The sequence below is a fragment of the Mesorhizobium alhagi CCNWXJ12-2 genome, from assembly GCF_000236565.1.
Classification (GTDB): domain Bacteria; phylum Pseudomonadota; class Alphaproteobacteria; order Rhizobiales; family Rhizobiaceae; genus Allomesorhizobium; species Allomesorhizobium alhagi.
The window spans coordinates 32,810-48,239 of sequence record NZ_AHAM01000027.1 but is presented as its reverse complement, the minus strand read 5'-3'; the positions used below and the strand labels follow the sequence as shown (position 1 = coordinate 48,239).

19 protein-coding genes and 1 tRNA gene are annotated in these 15,430 nt (G+C 63.1%); 7 read left to right on the top strand and 13 right to left on the bottom strand.

Annotated features, from left to right (window positions below):
• Nucleotides 1–2: 2 nt before the first annotated feature.
• From ureG to ureC, 5 genes are all read right to left on the bottom strand, one after another.
• Nucleotides 3–638 carry an urease accessory protein UreG gene (ureG, locus tag MAXJ12_RS03150; RefSeq protein WP_008834309.1) on the bottom strand — a complete coding sequence of 212 codons (636 nt, stop codon included), beginning with the start codon at nucleotides 636–638 and terminating at the stop codon, nucleotides 3–5.
• On the bottom strand, nucleotides 635–1,366 hold the full coding sequence (locus MAXJ12_RS03145; protein WP_050898778.1) for an urease accessory protein UreF: 732 nt from the start codon (nucleotides 1,364–1,366) through the stop codon (nucleotides 635–637). The genes ureG and MAXJ12_RS03145 overlap by 4 nt, the downstream gene beginning before the upstream one ends.
• Nucleotides 1,296–1,850, bottom strand: a complete 555-nt coding sequence (gene ureE, locus MAXJ12_RS03140) for an urease accessory protein UreE (protein WP_008834307.1) — start codon at nucleotides 1,848–1,850, stop codon at nucleotides 1,296–1,298. The genes MAXJ12_RS03145 and ureE overlap by 71 nt, the downstream gene beginning before the upstream one ends.
• 61 nt (nucleotides 1,851–1,911) lie before the next feature.
• Nucleotides 1,912–2,514 (bottom strand): glutathione S-transferase family protein, encoded by a 603-nt coding sequence (locus MAXJ12_RS03135; protein ID WP_008834306.1) that lies wholly within the window; start codon nucleotides 2,512–2,514, stop codon nucleotides 1,912–1,914.
• 120 nt (nucleotides 2,515–2,634) lie between these two features.
• Nucleotides 2,635–4,347 (bottom strand): urease subunit alpha, encoded by a 1,713-nt coding sequence (ureC, locus tag MAXJ12_RS03130; protein WP_162097478.1) that lies wholly within the window; start codon nucleotides 4,345–4,347, stop codon nucleotides 2,635–2,637.
• A 176-nt stretch (nucleotides 4,348–4,523) separates the two neighbouring features.
• On the opposite strand from ureC, the gene MAXJ12_RS03125 reads away from it, so the two are divergent.
• Complete coding sequence (locus MAXJ12_RS03125; protein ID WP_040584709.1) at nucleotides 4,524–4,898, top strand: hypothetical protein; 375 nt, start codon at nucleotides 4,524–4,526, stop codon at nucleotides 4,896–4,898.
• A gap of 171 nt (nucleotides 4,899–5,069) precedes the next feature.
• Nucleotides 5,070–5,576, top strand: coding sequence for a hypothetical protein (locus MAXJ12_RS03120; protein ID WP_008834303.1), 507 nt, complete (start codon nucleotides 5,070–5,072; stop codon nucleotides 5,574–5,576).
• A gap of 49 nt (nucleotides 5,577–5,625) precedes the next feature.
• On the opposite strand, the gene MAXJ12_RS03115 is transcribed toward MAXJ12_RS03120, so the two are convergent.
• From MAXJ12_RS03115 to MAXJ12_RS03095, 5 genes are read right to left on the bottom strand one after another with little or no spacing between them, the layout of a single operon-like run.
• Nucleotides 5,626–5,931 (bottom strand): urease subunit beta, encoded by a 306-nt coding sequence (locus MAXJ12_RS03115; RefSeq protein WP_008834302.1) that lies wholly within the window; start codon nucleotides 5,929–5,931, stop codon nucleotides 5,626–5,628.
• A 4-nt stretch (nucleotides 5,932–5,935) separates the two neighbouring features.
• The gene (locus MAXJ12_RS03110; protein ID WP_040584748.1) at nucleotides 5,936–6,514 is read right to left on the bottom strand and encodes a HupE/UreJ family protein; all 579 of its coding nucleotides are present in this window, start codon (nucleotides 6,512–6,514) and stop codon (nucleotides 5,936–5,938) included.
• A 32-nt stretch (nucleotides 6,515–6,546) separates the two neighbouring features.
• On the bottom strand, nucleotides 6,547–6,804 hold the full coding sequence (locus MAXJ12_RS03105; protein WP_008834300.1) for a DUF1272 domain-containing protein: 258 nt from the start codon (nucleotides 6,802–6,804) through the stop codon (nucleotides 6,547–6,549).
• Between the two features lie 10 nt (nucleotides 6,805–6,814).
• A complete protein-coding gene (locus tag MAXJ12_RS03100) occupies nucleotides 6,815–7,117 on the bottom strand; it encodes an urease subunit gamma (protein WP_008834299.1) in 303 nt (100 codons plus the stop codon).
• A gap of 13 nt (nucleotides 7,118–7,130) precedes the next feature.
• Nucleotides 7,131–7,982: an urease accessory protein UreD gene (locus tag MAXJ12_RS03095; RefSeq protein ID WP_050898777.1), complete on the bottom strand. Its 852-nt coding sequence runs from the start codon at nucleotides 7,980–7,982 to the stop codon at nucleotides 7,131–7,133.
• A gap of 196 nt (nucleotides 7,983–8,178) precedes the next feature.
• On the opposite strand from MAXJ12_RS03095, the gene MAXJ12_RS03090 reads away from it, so the two are divergent.
• From MAXJ12_RS03090 to MAXJ12_RS03080, 3 genes are all read left to right on the top strand, one after another.
• Nucleotides 8,179–8,433 (top strand): acyl carrier protein, encoded by a 255-nt coding sequence (locus MAXJ12_RS03090; RefSeq protein ID WP_008834297.1) that lies wholly within the window; start codon nucleotides 8,179–8,181, stop codon nucleotides 8,431–8,433.
• Nucleotide 8,434: 1 nt separating this feature from the next.
• A complete protein-coding gene (locus MAXJ12_RS03085) occupies nucleotides 8,435–9,646 on the top strand; it encodes a beta-ketoacyl-[acyl-carrier-protein] synthase family protein (RefSeq protein WP_008834296.1) in 1,212 nt (403 codons plus the stop codon).
• Nucleotides 9,647–9,775: 129 nt separating this feature from the next.
• A complete protein-coding gene (locus MAXJ12_RS03080; protein WP_008834295.1) occupies nucleotides 9,776–10,480 on the top strand; it encodes a glutathione S-transferase N-terminal domain-containing protein in 705 nt (234 codons plus the stop codon).
• Nucleotides 10,481–10,495: 15 nt separating this feature from the next.
• Here MAXJ12_RS03080 and MAXJ12_RS34240 read toward each other — a convergent pair whose 3' ends face one another.
• The 3 genes from MAXJ12_RS34240 to MAXJ12_RS03065 all read right to left on the bottom strand — a co-directional run bounded on the left by MAXJ12_RS34240 (nucleotide 10,496) and on the right by MAXJ12_RS03065 (nucleotide 13,431).
• A complete protein-coding gene (locus MAXJ12_RS34240; RefSeq protein ID WP_008834294.1) occupies nucleotides 10,496–10,948 on the bottom strand; it encodes a hypothetical protein in 453 nt (150 codons plus the stop codon).
• An 81-nt stretch (nucleotides 10,949–11,029) separates the two neighbouring features.
• Nucleotides 11,030–11,638 carry a nucleoside triphosphate hydrolase gene (locus MAXJ12_RS03070; protein ID WP_008834293.1) on the bottom strand — a complete coding sequence of 203 codons (609 nt, stop codon included), beginning with the start codon at nucleotides 11,636–11,638 and terminating at the stop codon, nucleotides 11,030–11,032.
• A 41-nt stretch (nucleotides 11,639–11,679) separates the two neighbouring features.
• A complete protein-coding gene (locus tag MAXJ12_RS03065; protein ID WP_008834292.1) occupies nucleotides 11,680–13,431 on the bottom strand; it encodes a chemotaxis protein in 1,752 nt (583 codons plus the stop codon).
• Between the two features lie 207 nt (nucleotides 13,432–13,638).
• On the opposite strand from MAXJ12_RS03065, the gene MAXJ12_RS03060 reads away from it, so the two are divergent.
• Both MAXJ12_RS03060 and MAXJ12_RS03050 read left to right on the top strand, forming a co-directional pair.
• Nucleotides 13,639–14,511 (top strand): D-alanyl-D-alanine carboxypeptidase family protein, encoded by an 873-nt coding sequence (locus MAXJ12_RS03060; protein WP_008834291.1) that lies wholly within the window; start codon nucleotides 13,639–13,641, stop codon nucleotides 14,509–14,511.
• 311 nt (nucleotides 14,512–14,822) lie between these two features.
• Nucleotides 14,823–14,899, top strand: a tRNA-Arg gene (locus MAXJ12_RS03050).
• The last annotated feature ends 531 nt before the right edge of the window (nucleotides 14,900–15,430 follow it).

The window sequence follows — 15,430 nt, the reverse complement described above, 5'->3', positions numbered from 1 at the left end:
GGTCAGGCGGTTTTGCGCTCGTGGCCTAGACGCAACCCGCCATTCTCGACGATGAAATCGATAACCTCCGAAACTCCCTTGCCACGCGAGAGGTCGGTGAAGCCGAACGGCCGTCTACCGCGCATGCGGCGGGCGTCCTCTTCCATTGCATCGAGGTCGACATTCACATAGGGCGCGAGATCGCTCTTGTTGATGACGAGAAAGTCGGAGCGCGTGATGGCGGGGCCGCCCTTGCGCGGGATGTCGCCGCCTTGGCAGACCGAGATCACGTAGAGCGTCAGGTCGGCCAAGTCCGGCGAAAAGGTCGCCGCGAGATTGTCGCCGCCGGATTCGATGAAGATCACATCGAGATCGGGGAATTTCCGGTTCAGTTCGGTGATTGCCGCGAGGTTAATCGATGCGTCCTCGCGGATTGCCGTATGCGGGCATCCACCGGTCTCGACGCCGACGATGCGCTCTTCCGGCAGCGCCTGAAGCCTGGCCAGCATCATGGCGTCTTCACGCGTGTAGATGTCATTGGTGACGACGGCGATCGAAAACTCGTCGCGCATCACCTTGCAGAGTTTTTCAGTCAGCGTCGTCTTGCCCGAGCCGACCGGCCCGCCAATGCCGACGCGAAGGGGTCCATTTTTACTCATGACCTGAACAACCTCGAATATTGTGTTTCGTGTTTCATCGCCATCACGTCGGACATGAAGGTCGCCGATCCGAGATCGTCGAGCGTCGACGATTGCGCTCGGGCGGCAATTTCGAGCAGCATGGGCTCCAGCGCTGCCAGCGTTTCGACCGCACCCTGCTGACCAGTGACGCCGAGGCGGATCGCCGCCTGAATAATATTTGCCGCGAAGACATGCAGATGGGCTGCGAGCGTAGCCGCGAGCGGTACGCCGCAGGCGCCGGCGACCGTACCCACGGCGACGGAATAGGCCGGCGTTTCGCCAAGCCCCTCCGCCGACGGAGCCCAAGCCTGCGCGGCCACGACGAACGCGGCGCCTTGCAGCGTCGACTCGCGGTGCCGTTCGGCCGAGCCGGCCAGCGCTTCCGCGAGTTCCACCACCCCGGATACAGAGAGTCCTGCGGCAGCACGCCGATGTGCCTCGGCAAGCAGCACCGCGTCGTTCCAACCGGAACCGAAGTCGATCAATGCGCCAAGCCAGTCTTCAAGTTCTGTCCGGCCGTCCACCAGTCCGTCGTGAACGGCCCACTCCAGGCCATGGCTGTAGCTGAACGAGCCCACAGGGAAAGCCGGCGACAGCCAGGCCATGAGGCGAAGCTGGGCGGGGTTGGGCCGGTCGTCAGGCATGGTTGTGACCGTAATGCGGATCGCCCGGCCGGCGCCCGTATCGGTCGCGCTCGCTATGGCCATGGCCATGATCATGGCCGTGGCCGTGGCCGGAATAGGCACCGCGCACGGGCGAAAAAGGCTCGACGACTTCGGTCACCGTCGCGCCGAGGCCTTCGAGCATCGCCTTGATGACGTGGTCGCGCAGGATGAGGATGCGGTTCGCATCGATCGCGGCGGCGAGGTGCCGGTTGCCGATGTGCCAGGCGAGCTCGGCCAGATGCACCGTGTCGCGGGCGCGTATGTCGTAAAGCTCTTCCGGCGCGGCGATGATCTCGACATGGCGGCCGTCCTCCAGCCCCAGCCGGTCGCCGTTGCCGAGCGTCACGGGCTCCGGCAGGTCGACCAGCACCTTTCCGCCGTCGGCAAGCTCGATCGCGCGGCGGCGAAGATGCCGTTCGTCATGCGGCAGCACGGCCCTGCCGGCGATCTCGCCCGACTCCTCGGCGGGTGCGACGGACAGGGCGCGCGGGAACGTTGTGAAATCGGCGTTGATGGACAGTTTCATCGAAACTCACATGGTGTTTTCGGCCGCCCTGCTGCGGCTTTGCCATCGAGGGCGCGACGCATCAGAAGGAGCCGCCATTGGCCTGCGAGCGCGCTCGGGCCGGGCGTGAAAGGACGCGGTCGAGATAGGCGTTGACAGCGTCCGACTCTATCCTGAACCTGCCGCCGCGCGCCCATGCGCCGATGTCGCCAAGAAGTACATCGACAGCGCTGAACCGGTCGCCCAGGGCAAACTCCCGATCGCCGAGACGGCGCTCAAGTGTCTTGACTTCGGAGGCGAAGTCATAGGCTGCCGCCGGACCGACATCGACCCGCAATTCGGTCGGCAGCAGGAAGCGATGGCGCAATTTGTTCCACAGCGGCGCTTCGAACTCCGACTGCGCGAAATGCATCCATGAATCCATCTCGGCACGGCCAAAAAGGCCGGGGCTTGCACCCATGCCTTTTTCGGCGTGCTTGTCGGCAAGATAGATGCAGATCGCGGCCGAGTCCGTCAGCTTCAGGTCGCCGTCGATGAGGATCGGCACCTTGCCGGAAGGATTGAGCGCATAGGCTTCCGGTGACCGTCGCTCGATGTGGACGAACTCATAAGGCGCTTCGAGCTCTTCCAGCATCCAGAGAACACGGGAGACGCGCGACCCGCGGGAGCCTACGGCCTGGTACATGCTTCAGCTTCTCCTCAAGTATTTTCTCGGCCTGCGGTCGTTCGACGGAGCTTGTGTCCAAGCCTGGAACGCGCACTCAGAGCGCGGGTCATCGATTGCGGCTTTGCGATGTGACCACTCTTAAAACAGAAAGTACCGCTGCGCCATCGGCAGCACGGTTGCCGGCGGGCAGGTGAGAAGCTCGCCGTCGGCGCGGACCTCGTAAGTTTCCGGATCGACCTCGATGTGAGGGGTCGCGTCGTTCAGCACCATTGAGCGCTTGCCGATGCCGCCACGGGTGTTCTCGACTGCCACCATCTCTTTGTCGACGCCGAGCCTGCCGTGCAGGCCCGCATCCAGCGCCGCCTTCGACACGAAGGTGACGGACGAGTTGGTCATCGCCTTGCCGTAGGCGCCGAACATCGGCCGGTAGTGCACCGGCTGCGGCGTCGGTATCGAAGCGTTGGGATCGCCCATCGGGGCCGCAGCAATCGTGCCGCCGATGATAACCATGTCCGGCTTGACGCCGAAGAAGGCCGGGTTCCACAGCACGAGATCGGCGCGTTTGCCGACTTCGACGGAGCCGATCTCCTTGGACAGGCCATGCGCGATGGCTGGATTGATCGTGTATTTGGCGATGTAGCGGCGGACGCGGAAATTGTCGTTGTCACCAGTCTCCTCCGGCAGGGGGCCGCGCTGCCGCTTCATCTTGTCGGCCGTCTGCCAGGTGCGGATTGCCACCTCGCCGACTCGGCCCATCGCCTGGCTATCCGACGAGATGATCGAGAACGCGCCGATGTCGTGCAGGATATCTTCCGCCGCGATCGTCTCCTTGCGAATGCGGCTCTCGGCGAAGGCGATGTCTTCGGGAATGGAAGGCGACAGATGATGGCAGACCATCAGCATGTCGAGATGTTCCGCGATGGTGTTTTGGGTATAGGGCCGCGTCGGGTTCGTGGACGAAGGAATGACGTTCTGTAATCCGCAAACCTTGATGATGTCGGGCGCATGGCCGCCGCCGGCCCCCTCGGTGTGGAAGGCGTGGATGGTGCGGCCCTTTAGGGCGGCGACGGTGTTTTCGACGAAGCCCGACTCGTTCAGCGTGTCTGTATGGATCATCACCTGCACGTCGTAAGCGTCAGCGACGGAAAGGCAGCAGTCGATCGCGGCCGGCGTGGTTCCCCAATCCTCATGCAGCTTGAGCGAGCAGGCGCCGCCGAGCACCATTTCTTCGAGCGCCGCCGGAAGCGACGCATTGCCCTTCCCGGACAACCCGATATTCATCGGGAACGCATCGAAGGACTGGATCATCCGGGCGATGTGCCACGGGCCGGGTGTGCAGGTGGTAGCCAGCGTGCCATGCGCCGGCCCGGTGCCGCCGCCGAGCATCGTCGTGATGCCCGACATCAGCGCCTCCTCGATCTGCTGCGGGCAGATGAAATGAATATGCGCGTCGAAGCCGCCGGCGGTCAGGATGCGGCCCTCGCCGCCGATGATTTCGGTGCCAGGCCCGATGATGATGGTCACGCCGGCCTGCGTATCCGGATTGCCGGCCTTGCCGATGGCCGCGATGCGCCCGTCCTTGATGCCGATATCGGCCTTGTAGATGCCTCCGGCATCTACAACGAGAGCGTTGGTGATGACCGTATCCACGGCCCCTTGCGCCCGGGAAACCTGGCTCTGGCCCATGCCGTCGCGGATAACCTTGCCGCCGCCGAACTTCACCTCCTCGCCATACACAGTGAAGTCCTTCTCTACCTCGATGAAGAGTTCGGTGTCGGCGAGCCGGACCTTGTCTCCTGTCGTTGGACCGAACATGCGCGCATAGTCGCCGCGGGAGATCTGGGCCATCAGAAATTCCTCTCTAAGAGCTGCGGCCGTGGCGCTCGCGGCTCAACCGCGCTCCACATTTCCGACACGGTATGACCACGGAACAACCCAATGGGCGGCAGCTTCTGACCCCATTCGGCGTGTGGGGTAGGGACGATGCCCCCAATTAGTCGTTTGCCAATCGATGGAAGGGAAAATCCATGCGTATGATTACGATTCTGGCGGCGGGCGTCACGCTCGCCTTCGCCATGGCGGCCAACGCGCAAACTCAGGCCACTCAACCTCCGGCCGAGGCTCCGGCGACCGCGCCCGAAGCTCCCGGCGCTGCCCAGACGCAGATCCGCAGCGTCAACATCGTCGACATGACGGAACTGCCCGAGGCCACGCAAACGCAGGTCAACGAAGTGGTCGCACAGGGCGGTGAAGCAAGCCTTCAGCAACTGCGCACGACAATCGACGCCAATCCGGAGATCAAGTCGGCCCTGGAGGCAAAGGGCCTCACATCCGCAAACGTCATCGCAGCCAGCATGGGACCCGAAGGCGCGCTCACGCTGGTCACCAAGAAGGCCGGCTGACGACCACGGATATCGGGTGGATTTGTGGATCATCTTGCCGGCGGCGGCTTCTAACGAGAGCTTGGCGTCGGCAAGGTGCGTCCGATAAACAGCCGCGTCGCGGGAACTTCGGTCAAGCGAGCGCCGTTGTGTCCCTTTGACCTGCCGGCAAGCAGGCGTTACACCGGCTGCATGGAACAGATGATGACGACGATCTCGATGCCCGACAGCAAGTGGCTGCATGCTTTTGCGGCGGCAGCCTTCCTGGCTGCGTCCTTGCCGCAGACGGCTCTGATGGCGCAAGGATTGGAAAGCCCCGAAGCGATCGACACCATCATCGGCACGGAGGTCCAGGAGGAAGAATCGCAGGCGACCGCCGATTCCGACAAGGTCATCGCCGCGATAGAGAAGACCGGCGAGAGCATCGCCACCGTCCGTAAGACCTCCAAGCTCGATAAGGTCGATATCGTGTTCCTTTCCGATGCCGCGGCCACCGAGGGCGGCCCGCCACCGGAAATCGAAGCCAAGATCAAGGAGCATGAGGAAGAAATTGCGGAGCTCCGGCAGGAGCTCGAGGGCAACGCCATGCTCTATCACGCCATCGATTCGCGTCAGATCCTGCTTCGCGACGTGCTTGCCGTCGAATTCGACGACAAGAACGGCGTCGTCATCTACGCCGCCGCCAAGCCGGCAGGGTAAACGCCGCGTTTGCCGGCTCCCTTCGTAATGGCAGGCGAGGACAGCCACCCTACAGCTTTCCCATGATCTTCTGCTGGAAACCGCAGACCTCGCGTTTGCCGCCGAGCGGCACCAGTGTCACGTCTCGCTCCTGGCCCGGCTCGAAGCGCACCGCGGTTCCGGCAGCTATGTCGAGCCGCATTCCGCGCGCCTGCTCCCGCTCGAAACTGAGCGACTCGTTGGTCTCGAAGAAATGGTAGTGGCTGCCGACCTGGATCGGGCGATCGCCCGTATTTGCGACTTTCAACGTGACCGCCGGCAGCCCGCTGTTGAGTTCGACCGTGCCTTCGCCGGTGATGATTTCGCCAGGGATCATGCGTTCAACCCGCCATGGCGAGCCACAGACCGCCGAGAGCGGTCGCGCCACCCACGACGCGCGCGGCCAAGTGCCCGGCGCTCCCACCGAACAGGCGCGCAAGGCCGATGCCCGTCATGTGCAGCAGCGCCGTCGACAGCGCAAAGCCAACGCCGAAGGCAACTGCGCCGGCCGAGCCCAGTTCGCCTCCATGCGCGTGGCCGTGGAAAAGGGCGAAGAAGCCGATCACAGCCATCGCAATTCCCGCAGGCATGCTCAGCGCCGTTGCGGCGAGCAGGCCGATGACCACTACCGAAGTGAGGATGACCGGCTCCACGAAAGGCAGCGGTGCACCCATGAGCGCGACGGCGAAGCCGATGGCCATGGCGCCGACGAAGGCCAGCGGCGCCAGCCATAGCGCCCGGCCGCCGAGCAGCGCCGCCCATAGTCCGACTGCGACCATTGCAAGCACGTGGTCGGAGCCGAACAGCGGGTGCGACAGGCCGGCCATCAGGGAGCCGTGGCCGGCCGGATCGAGATGGGCAAAGGCTGGTGCGACGCCAGCTCCCAGCACTGCCAGCACGATCGCGATCCGTTTCATCATCATGTCCACCGTCTCCCTGTATTGATCGAGGCTTACGCCACCTTGCGGGCCGGGCCGCAGCCTTCGGCCTTCAGCACGCGCCTGGTCGAGGCCGGATATTTTCTTAACATTGCTGCCGGACGTACCGGCCGGCGCGAAAAGTCGCCGCCGCAATTGGGGCAGACGCCGCCAAGCACGGTTTCCACACAGGCGGCGCAGAAGGTGCATTCGAAAGTGCAGATCATCGCGTCCGGCGCATCGGGCGCGAGATCCTTGTCGCAGCATTCGCAGTTTGGGCGAAGTTCAAGCACGGTCAGTTCCTCATCTGATCGGTTCGTGCACGGTGACCAGCTTGGTTCCGTCCGGGAACGTTGCCTCGACCTGCACGTCATGGATCATCTCGGCGATGCCTTCCATCACATCCGCCCGCGTGACGACATGCGCGCCGGCTTCCATGAGTTCGGCGACGCTGCGTCCGTCGCGCGCGCCCTCGACCACGAAATCGGTAATGAGCGCGATCGCTTCCGGATGGTTGAGCTTGACGCCGCGCTCGAGCCGCTTGCGCGCCACGATTGCGGCCATGGCGACGAGCAGCTTGTCCTTTTCACGGGGCGTCAGATTCATGCGTGACCAATTCCTAAAGTGACCAAGTTTTGGGCAACCCTGCCCGCCCGTTGAGCAGTTCCACAAGCGGCATCAGCCGCTTGCGGAGCGAGTAGCCGTCCCGATCGTAAAGCCTCGCAAGAAGCTTGCCAGATTTTCCGACCGTCCAGGCGCTGGCGCCTCCCTTCTCGCCAACCAAGCCGCGCACGGCTTCGAGCAGGCCCGACGCGTCGGGCGACACGAGGAGCACGGTCGCGAAGGCCGCGGCGCCATTGCCGACAGAGCCTCGCTGCAAGACTGCCTCGACCTGCGGGCCGATCGCAAAATTCTCGGCATGGACTAGCCGCCCATCTCTGGTGATGCGCCAGCGGTCGCGGAAATCACCCTGCATGACGCGTTCGCCCATGGCGAGCCGGCCGAAAACCGTCGCCTCGACGACAAGCGCTTCTGCACCTTCCGCCAGATTCACGTAGAGCTGGCGCGAGAACGCTGAGCGGTCGAACAGGATCGTTTCCTGCGGCAGCCAGGCGATGCGCCCGCCGGCAGCGACGGAAATCTTCGCCGAAAGCTCGGCCCTACCGGAAAGGGCGCGGTAGACCTTTTCGGACGCCTGAGTGGTGACTGCGCACGACGCGTCCGCGCCGACATCGACCTCCCAGGCGATGCGGTCGCCGCCGGTCAATCCGCCGGCCGTGTTGATGAGGATTGCCTCCAGATGATCGCCCTGCGTGAACGGCATGCGGACCTTGGCGGCGCCTTCCTGGTAGAGTCGCGACAGTCGGGTTTTGCCGTTAAGCCGGCTCACGGAAAGCCGGGCCTCCGCAGCCACCCGCTGTGGAGAAATGTCGCTCAGGCGTCTGGTTTCGGCGGGGATAGTCAACGTCATGGATCGCAGCTTGGTATGATCGCGCGGCGTTGTCGAGATATCGCTTGTTGCTTCGCTGGCGTTCGGTTTCTATAGAGTAGCAGGTTACTTGCCATCTTTTCGCCGCAGCGGCGTCAAAATGCCGGAAGCCGGACTGCTAGGATAAAAGAACGATCCGGCGCCGATAGGGGAAACGCAGAAATCTTGGAAAGGCGCAATGGCTGACCAGCTCGCTCAGGACATCATCGACAAGATCAAGGCTCACGCCGAGCCGGATGGCGGAGAAATCACGCTCAAGACCGAGTTGACCGAACTCGGCATCCATTCGCTCGAACTGACGGAGATCATCTTCGATCTCGAGGAGGCCTACGGGATCGAAATCGAGATGAACACCGTCGAGGCATGGAGCACGCTGAAGAATGTCGGCGACATGGTCGAGGCCGTGCGCGGCCTGATCGCAAAACAAGCCTGACATGACGCGAAAGCGCATTGTCATCACCGGCATTGGCGGGCTGTGTTCGCTCGGCGTCAGCGCGCCGGAGATCTGGGCCTCCATGCGGGCCGGCCGGTCGGGCATAGGCGAGATCACCAACGCTCCGCTCTACGAGCTGAAAGTGCGCATCGGCGCCGAGATCAAGAGCCTTCCCGAAAACGTGCTCGATCGCAAACGGACCGTTACAATGGACCGGTTCAGCCTGCTTGCGGCGCTGGCGGCAGGCGAGGCGATCGGGAATGCGCGGCTCGATGTCGCCGAAGCCGATGGTTCGCGCATCGGCGCTATCGTCGGCACCGGCATATACGGCGCCGGCACGGCCGAGGTGAACTACCGCGCCGTGTTGCTTGAGGGCAGGTCGCGGGCGGAGATATTCACCGTGCCCAAGATAATGCCCGGAGCGCCGGCCGGACAGGTCAGCATGGTGTACGGCCTGCGCGGCCCGGTTTTCGGCGTCACTTCGGCTTGCGCCTCCTCCAACCACGCATTCGCATCCGCGGTCGACCAGCTTCGCCTCGGTCGGGCCGATGTCATGATCGCCGGTGGTACGGACGCGCCGCTGGTCTATGGCGTGCTGAAAGGCTGGGAGGCGCTACGGGCTCTGGCGCGCGAGACTTGCCGGCCGTTTTCGGCCGACCGCGATGGTCTTGTGATCGGCGAGGGCGCCGGCATGGCCGTCCTCGAAACCTACGAGCACGCGGTCGCGAGGGGCGCGCCCATCCTGGCCGAGCTTTCGGGCGTCGGCATGTCGGGAGACGCCACCGACATCGTCGCGCCGACGGTGGAAGGACCCGTCTTTGCAATGCGCGCCTGCCTTGCCGATGCCGGCCTGGCTCCGGAGGAGATCGACTACATCAATGCCCATGGAACCGGCACCAAGGCCAATGACCAGATCGAGACGGCGGCCATAAGGCGCGTCTTCGGCTCGCATGCCGACCGCCTTTCGGTGTCCTCGACCAAGTCGATGCACGCCCATTGCATGGGCGCATCCGGCGCGCTGGAGATGATCGCCTGCGTTATGGCAATCCGCGACGGCATCGTTCCGCCCACCGCCAATTTCCGCGAACGCGACGCCGATTGCGACCTCGACGTGACGCCGAATGTCGCCAAGGTGCGGCCAGTGCGCGCGGCGATCAGCAACGGTTTCGCATTCGGCGGCACCAATGCGGTAGTGGCGTTCAGGGCGGTGTGAGGAGCTTGCTCTAGCAAGCCGTTGCTCAGCTACGGCGGCTTTCTACCCTTGCCGCGAGTGTTCTCCGTGCCTAACTGCAGCGGACCCCCTTGATCATCTCAAGCCAAAACCTGCCCGAGGAATCCCGCAATGACCGATCTTTCCGCGTTTCCGATCGCTGCCCGCTGGCCGGCGAAACACCCTGACAGGCTGCAGCTTTATTCTTTTCCGACGCCCAATGGTGTGAAGGTTTCGATCGCGCTGGAGGAGTTGGGCCTTCCCTATGAGGCTCACGCCGTCAACATCTCGAAGAACGAGAGCTGGACGCCGGAATTCCTGTCGCTCAACCCTAACGGCAAGATCCCGGCCATTATCGACCCGAATGGACCCGGCGGGAAGCCGCTGGCCTTGTTCGAGTCCGGCGCGATCCTGCTTTACCTCGCCGAGAAGACCGGCAAGCTGCTGCCTTCCGATCCGATCCTCAGATATGAAACCATCCAGTGGGTGTTCTTCCAGATGGCCGCGATCGGCCCGATGTTCGGTCAGGTCGGGTTTTTCTACAAATTCGCAGGCAAGGAGATCGCCGACAAGCGGCCGCTCAACCGCTACGTCGACGAATCGAAGCGATTGCTTGGCGTGCTGGAGACGCGGCTGACCGGCAGGGAATGGCTGATGGACGAGGAATACACCATCGCCGACATTGCCCATATCGGCTGGGTTCGCAATTTGATCGGGTTTTACGACGCCGGCGAGCTTGTCGGCATCAAGGACTTCCCGAATGTGCTGGCTTGGCTGGAGCGCGGCCTGGCGCGGCCGGCGACGCTGAGGGGGCTCAATATCCCGCCCCGGGATTAGCGGCCGGAGGCGAACTCAACCGCGCTTCGTCTTGGTCTTCTTCTCGTCCTTGCCGAGCACCGACGCTGCAAGCGCCACTGCTCCCTCCGCAGTGGACTTCACCCGGCGGACGACCTTTTTCGCGATCGAGGTTTCGCCGCTCGAAGTCTTTGCGGATTTCGAGGCCTTGGCGCCGCTGCTCGTAGCGGCCTTCGAACCGCTTGTTGCGGCTTTACTCTTTGCTCCGGCGGTCTTGGATGATTTGGCTGCGGGGCGCGAGCTGCTGCTCGACGCCTTGGCCGGCGCGGACGATTTCCTGGCGGCGGACGCGGTCGAAGATGCCTTGCTTGCGGGCTTGGTCTTCTTTGCGTCCTTCGAGCGTTCCGCTACGGCCTCACCGGCGCCCGTTTTTGATTCCAGCGCTTTGCGCGGTTTTGCCGTCGGCTTCTTCGCGGTGCCTGCTTTCGAGGATGCTTTCTTTTCAGCCATGGTCTTGCTCCTCATGCGGCGCAACTGCCGCATGCCAACAATGTATGGCTGTTCGATCGGTTCCGCTGCGCGCCCGCGCCTTCAAATCACCAGGTCGGCCTGCCTTCGCCGGGCCAGCACCCTGTCGATGTTCGGCATGTCGTTCGAGGCGATCCAGGCGCGGGCCTCGTCGTCCGATTTGCCATGCTCGTGCCAGCGTTGCATCAGGCGGCGTTCGAGTTCCGGGCGCGGCACGTCGACGAACAGGCTGAAGTCGAAAAGCGGCGCCAGACCCGACCACGGCGCTTCGTCGAGCGTCAGGTAATTGCCTTCCACGAGGATAAACTTCACCTCCGCGGGAATGATCGCCGCCGCCGCGCGCGATAGCTCCATCGTGCGATCGAATACCGGTATTGCTATGTCCGGCTCCACCGCGCGGATGCGCTTCAGCAAAGCCTCGAAGCCGGAATAGTCGAATGTCTCCGGCGCTCCCTTGCGCCCGCGCAGGCCGCGCTTTTCCAGCACCGTGTCGTCGAAATGAAAGCCGTCCATCGGAACGACGGCGGCCGAGCCTTCGGGCAGCAGATCGTGCAGTTGCGCCGACAGCGTCGACTTGCCCGCGCCAGGCGGTCCCGCAATGGCGACTATGAAGCGGCGCTGTCCGCCGGCGCGCTTGAAGATGGTGGCGGCGATGTGGACGATTTCCGACATTGGATCTTTCTGCCGCGCCGGTTCGGCGGCGCTGCCGGCGCTCAGCGCTGGAACTCCCGCACCGGCGACTGTGTTCCGTCCGAATAGGTTACCTGGACCGACATTGAAGCTATGTCCTTGCCGATTTTGAAATAGGGCTTGTAGTCGTACGGGATCGCATACGGATCCTTCTCGTCGCAAGGCGGCAGGTCGATGATCTTGTCGAGCGCCGCGCCGTTGAAGCTGTAGCGAACCTCCTTGATGGCGCAGCGATAGGAGAGCATATGGGTGAAATAAACGTAGCCCGTATTGCTGCCGGAATCGAAGGCGATCCATGACGTCCAGAACTGGTCGAGGATCTGCTTATTGCCTTCCGCCAGCGCCGCTTGCGGATCGAAGCGGATCTCGAACGGCCCGGTCTCGCGGCCCCGCAGGTCGAGATACTTTATGGCGATCACGTCGGCGGATGTCCGGTCCGGCACCACAAAGCTCGGATTGGGCATGGGCTTCCTCGTGACTTGATCGTTCAGCGCCAGAAATCCGGTTTCGGTGAATGCGCCCTCGACACCCAGCCGCCAGGAGATCGCCGTGGCCGGCTCCGGCAGCGAAATCGTCATCATCCATTCCTGGTTGGACCGCATCGGGGTGAGCCTGGGCATGAAACGCGCCGGATCGAGAACATCGCCGAGCGCGGCGAGCCGGCTGCGCGAGCGCTCCAGCCAGTCGGCCAGAAGCGTGTGGTCGATGAAATGGGAAACCAGGCCGCCATCCTTTTCATAGGCCGCGAATTTGGCCAGCGCGGTCGCCTCGTTGCGCTTGTCGGCCAGCGTCTGCACGCCAAGCCGGTCCTCGGAAAACTCCTCCGACACGACGAAATAGGCCGGCGGATATTCCGGGTTTGCCGCGATGAAGGCGTTGAGCCGTTCGATGCGCTGCGCGTCCTCGAACTGCATCGCGTGGACGAGCTTCAGCGCCAGTGTCTTGTTCTTGTCGGCGAGCGCGCCCAGCACCTCGCGTGCGCCGGCCTTGCCGTCCTGGATCCTGAGCAGCGTCGCGAAGCGGATGTAGGGATCGACGGCATCCACGCTGAACCCGGCAAAGGCCAGATAAGACCGCCTCGCATTGAGCATGTCGCCGGAAAGCTCGTGCACCCTTGCATTGTGGTAGAACTCGTCCGGGCGCTTGGGATCGGCGATAACCCCGCCCTGCGCCGCCAGCGCCTTGAAACCATCGGCTATCGTATCGATCGACACGGCGATCTGTTCGGTGGTCGCCTGCAATTTCGCGGCCTGTTCCTGCTGCTTTGCCTGGTTCGCGGCGATCTCCTCGGTCTTCTGTTCGACCTTTTCAGCGGTTTGCTGGACCTCTTGCGTCGCCTGCTTGACCGTATCGACCGTCTTTGCCGTTTCGGTCACCGTCTTCTCGATCCTTTCCACGCTTGCCGCGACGATGCCCATCGACTGCTGCAGCCCGGCGATCGCCGGGACGAGGCCCGCGAGCACCCCGTCCTCGGCGTCGCTTGCCTGTTGCAGGGCAAACAGGCCGCCGGCCAGGGCAGCCGTCGTCGACGCGAACACCAGGGCTGGCAGCGCCGTGGCGGCAAGGACCAGCCGGAAGGCGATAGCGACAGCGAGGATCACCGCCGTCACCGCGGCGGCAAGTGCGATATAGGCGGCGAATGGAGCAAGCGGGCTGAGGATGTCGGCGACGAAACCGCCGACCACGCCGAGACCGCCCGCCCATTTGCCGGTGCGGCTCAACGATGCCCGCAGCAGCGAAGGACCCGCTCCGCCAATTTCGACGCTGCCCGACATCGCGATACCCCCCGGTCAAGATCACGAGCCGCGACCTTAGCCGCGAATTTCAGCGCTGGGAAGAATACGGCCGGTCTGGGCCGCCGACCATCGGTATGTGCACTCAAACGGACGCTTCCAGACGGCGACATCTTGGTTTAGGTTCTTTCCACTGCGTCGCGGGGGGATCGCGGCGGCGGGTCGCCATCGTCCGAACGGGTCGTCACCTTGCAAACCACATTCCAGCTTCTCGCCGGCTCATTTCACAAGGCGGCGGCCGCGTTCCTGATGATCGTGCTGCTTGCCGCATGCTCGACGACAAGCACGCTCGAAGTGCCTCCGCCGTCGACGGCTCAGACTTCGCCGAAATATGCGGCGATCGTAGTGGACGCCAATAGCGGCGCCATCCTGTTCCAGGCGAATGCCGACCAGCCGCGCTATCCAGCCTCGCTGAGCAAGATGATGACGCTCTACATGCTGTTCGAGGCTATCGAGACCGGCCGCATCTCGCGCGATACGCTCATCCCTGTTTCGGACTACGCGCGGGCGCGGCCGCCGAGCAAGATCGGCTTCAAGCGCGGCCAGTCCGTCGACGTCGACACGGCGATACGCGCGCTTGCGGTGAAGTCGGCCAATGACGTTGCGGTAGCCGTGGCCGAGTACCTCGGAGGTACGGAAGAGCAATTCGCGCAGATGATGACCGCCAAGGCACGGCAGCTCGGCATGAGCGGCACCACTTTCCGCAATGCTTCGGGACTGCCGGACGACCGGCAGCGCACCACCGCGCGCGACATGGCGTTGCTCGGCATGGCGCTGCGCCGGCGCTTTCCGTCGCACTACGCGTATTTTTCGGGCACCAGCTTCAGCTACAACGGCCGGACAATCCGCGGCCACAACGACCTTATCGGCAAGGTTGATGGCGTCGACGGCATCAAGACCGGCTATATCCGCGCTTCCGGCTACAACATCGTAACGTCGGTGAATCGCGACGGCCGCAGGATGGTGGTCGTTGTCATGGGTGGCGAAAGCGCGAAAAGCCGCAACGCCTATGTGCATGAACTCATCGTCCGTTATCTTCCAGGCGCCAGGCCGGGCGTCTAGTGGCAACCACCATCGGGCGTTGCGTCGTCGCCAGCCGGTCGTTTTGCCGAGAATGGCCCGGCCGCGCAGTTGGCCGTTGAAGCCGGCCGCCGCATCGGCTATGAAGCGGCGTCCCGGCTCGTTATTTCGTTCCGGCTTCGGCCCGGCACCCGTAGCTCAGCTGGATAGAGCGCTGCCCTCCGAAGGCATGTGTCAAGTCCGCTGGGTGGAGATTGAAGAGAAAAAGATCGTAGGAGTTCAAAGACTTACGTCGAGGGAGTCCAGACCTTCCAAATCGCGGAAATCCCGCGTAAGCACTGCGTAAGCAGGATGCACCCGTAGCTCAGCTGGATAGAGCGTCGCCCTCCGAAGGCGAAGGCCACAGGTTCGAATCCTGTCGGGTGCGCCATTTGACCTAGGGAGATTGAACTAGCCCTTGCAGAGGCTATCGAATTTTCGAATAAAGGCTTCTTGAAGTGACCTGTCGGTCCTGAGCTGCCGACCGTATGATTCGACGAAATCATTGAATGCCGGTTGCAGACGATTCCGGTAAATGGCCGGAATGCTTGTATCGATGGCCTGTTTAGCTGACGGGTCTACCTGTATACGCCACCGCCCTTTTGTCCGGGCTTCATGTAACAGCCCACACCGGACATAGGCATAAAATTCCCTAGCAGTTCCGGCGCCCGCAAACATAGTTTTGAAGGGCTCATTTGCTTCGAGGAAGCCAACAAACATATTGCTACTATCCGAATATTCGTGAGTCCCCAACGGGGGATCGCCTTTTCGCCACTATAGCGAATCCTTCACCCGCCTTTTCGGGCATTTTTTCCAATGCCCTAACCGGCTCAAAGTACCTGCTGTTCAGACGCGCCATGAAGAAGTCGTCAAAAGCACCTGCCCAGAGTTGCGGGTTCTTCGATCTTGAGAGGCGGCGTCT

What these genes read in the sequence shown, in the direction of transcription:
- MAXJ12_RS03145 (WP_050898778.1), bottom strand. Translation starts at nt 1,366, where the DNA reads ATGGCCATAGCGAGCGCGACCGATACGGGCGCCGGCCGGGCGATCCGC.
- MAXJ12_RS03125 (WP_040584709.1), top strand. Translation starts at nt 4,524, where the DNA reads ATGCGTATGATTACGATTCTGGCGGCGGGCGTCACGCTCGCCTTCGCC.
- MAXJ12_RS03065 (WP_008834292.1), bottom strand. Translation starts at nt 13,431, where the DNA reads ATGTCGGGCAGCGTCGAAATTGGCGGAGCGGGTCCTTCGCTGCTGCGG.
- MAXJ12_RS03115 (WP_008834302.1), bottom strand. Translation starts at nt 5,931, where the DNA reads ATGATCCCTGGCGAAATCATCACCGGCGAAGGCACGGTCGAACTCAAC.
- MAXJ12_RS03090 (WP_008834297.1), top strand. Translation starts at nt 8,179, where the DNA reads ATGGCTGACCAGCTCGCTCAGGACATCATCGACAAGATCAAGGCTCAC.
- ureG (WP_008834309.1), bottom strand. Translation starts at nt 638, where the DNA reads ATGAGTAAAAATGGACCCCTTCGCGTCGGCATTGGCGGGCCGGTCGGC.
- MAXJ12_RS03135 (WP_008834306.1), bottom strand. Translation starts at nt 2,514, where the DNA reads ATGTACCAGGCCGTAGGCTCCCGCGGGTCGCGCGTCTCCCGTGTTCTC.
- MAXJ12_RS03095 (WP_050898777.1), bottom strand. Translation starts at nt 7,982, where the DNA reads ATGACGTTGACTATCCCCGCCGAAACCAGACGCCTGAGCGACATTTCT.
- MAXJ12_RS03085 (WP_008834296.1), top strand. Translation starts at nt 8,435, where the DNA reads ATGACGCGAAAGCGCATTGTCATCACCGGCATTGGCGGGCTGTGTTCG.
- MAXJ12_RS03080 (WP_008834295.1), top strand. Translation starts at nt 9,776, where the DNA reads ATGACCGATCTTTCCGCGTTTCCGATCGCTGCCCGCTGGCCGGCGAAA.
- MAXJ12_RS03100 (WP_008834299.1), bottom strand. Translation starts at nt 7,117, where the DNA reads ATGAATCTGACGCCCCGTGAAAAGGACAAGCTGCTCGTCGCCATGGCC.
- MAXJ12_RS34240 (WP_008834294.1), bottom strand. Translation starts at nt 10,948, where the DNA reads ATGGCTGAAAAGAAAGCATCCTCGAAAGCAGGCACCGCGAAGAAGCCG.
- ureE (WP_008834307.1), bottom strand. Translation starts at nt 1,850, where the DNA reads ATGAAACTGTCCATCAACGCCGATTTCACAACGTTCCCGCGCGCCCTG.
- MAXJ12_RS03070 (WP_008834293.1), bottom strand. Translation starts at nt 11,638, where the DNA reads ATGTCGGAAATCGTCCACATCGCCGCCACCATCTTCAAGCGCGCCGGC.
- MAXJ12_RS03120 (WP_008834303.1), top strand. Translation starts at nt 5,070, where the DNA reads ATGGAACAGATGATGACGACGATCTCGATGCCCGACAGCAAGTGGCTG.
- MAXJ12_RS03110 (WP_040584748.1), bottom strand. Translation starts at nt 6,514, where the DNA reads ATGATGAAACGGATCGCGATCGTGCTGGCAGTGCTGGGAGCTGGCGTC.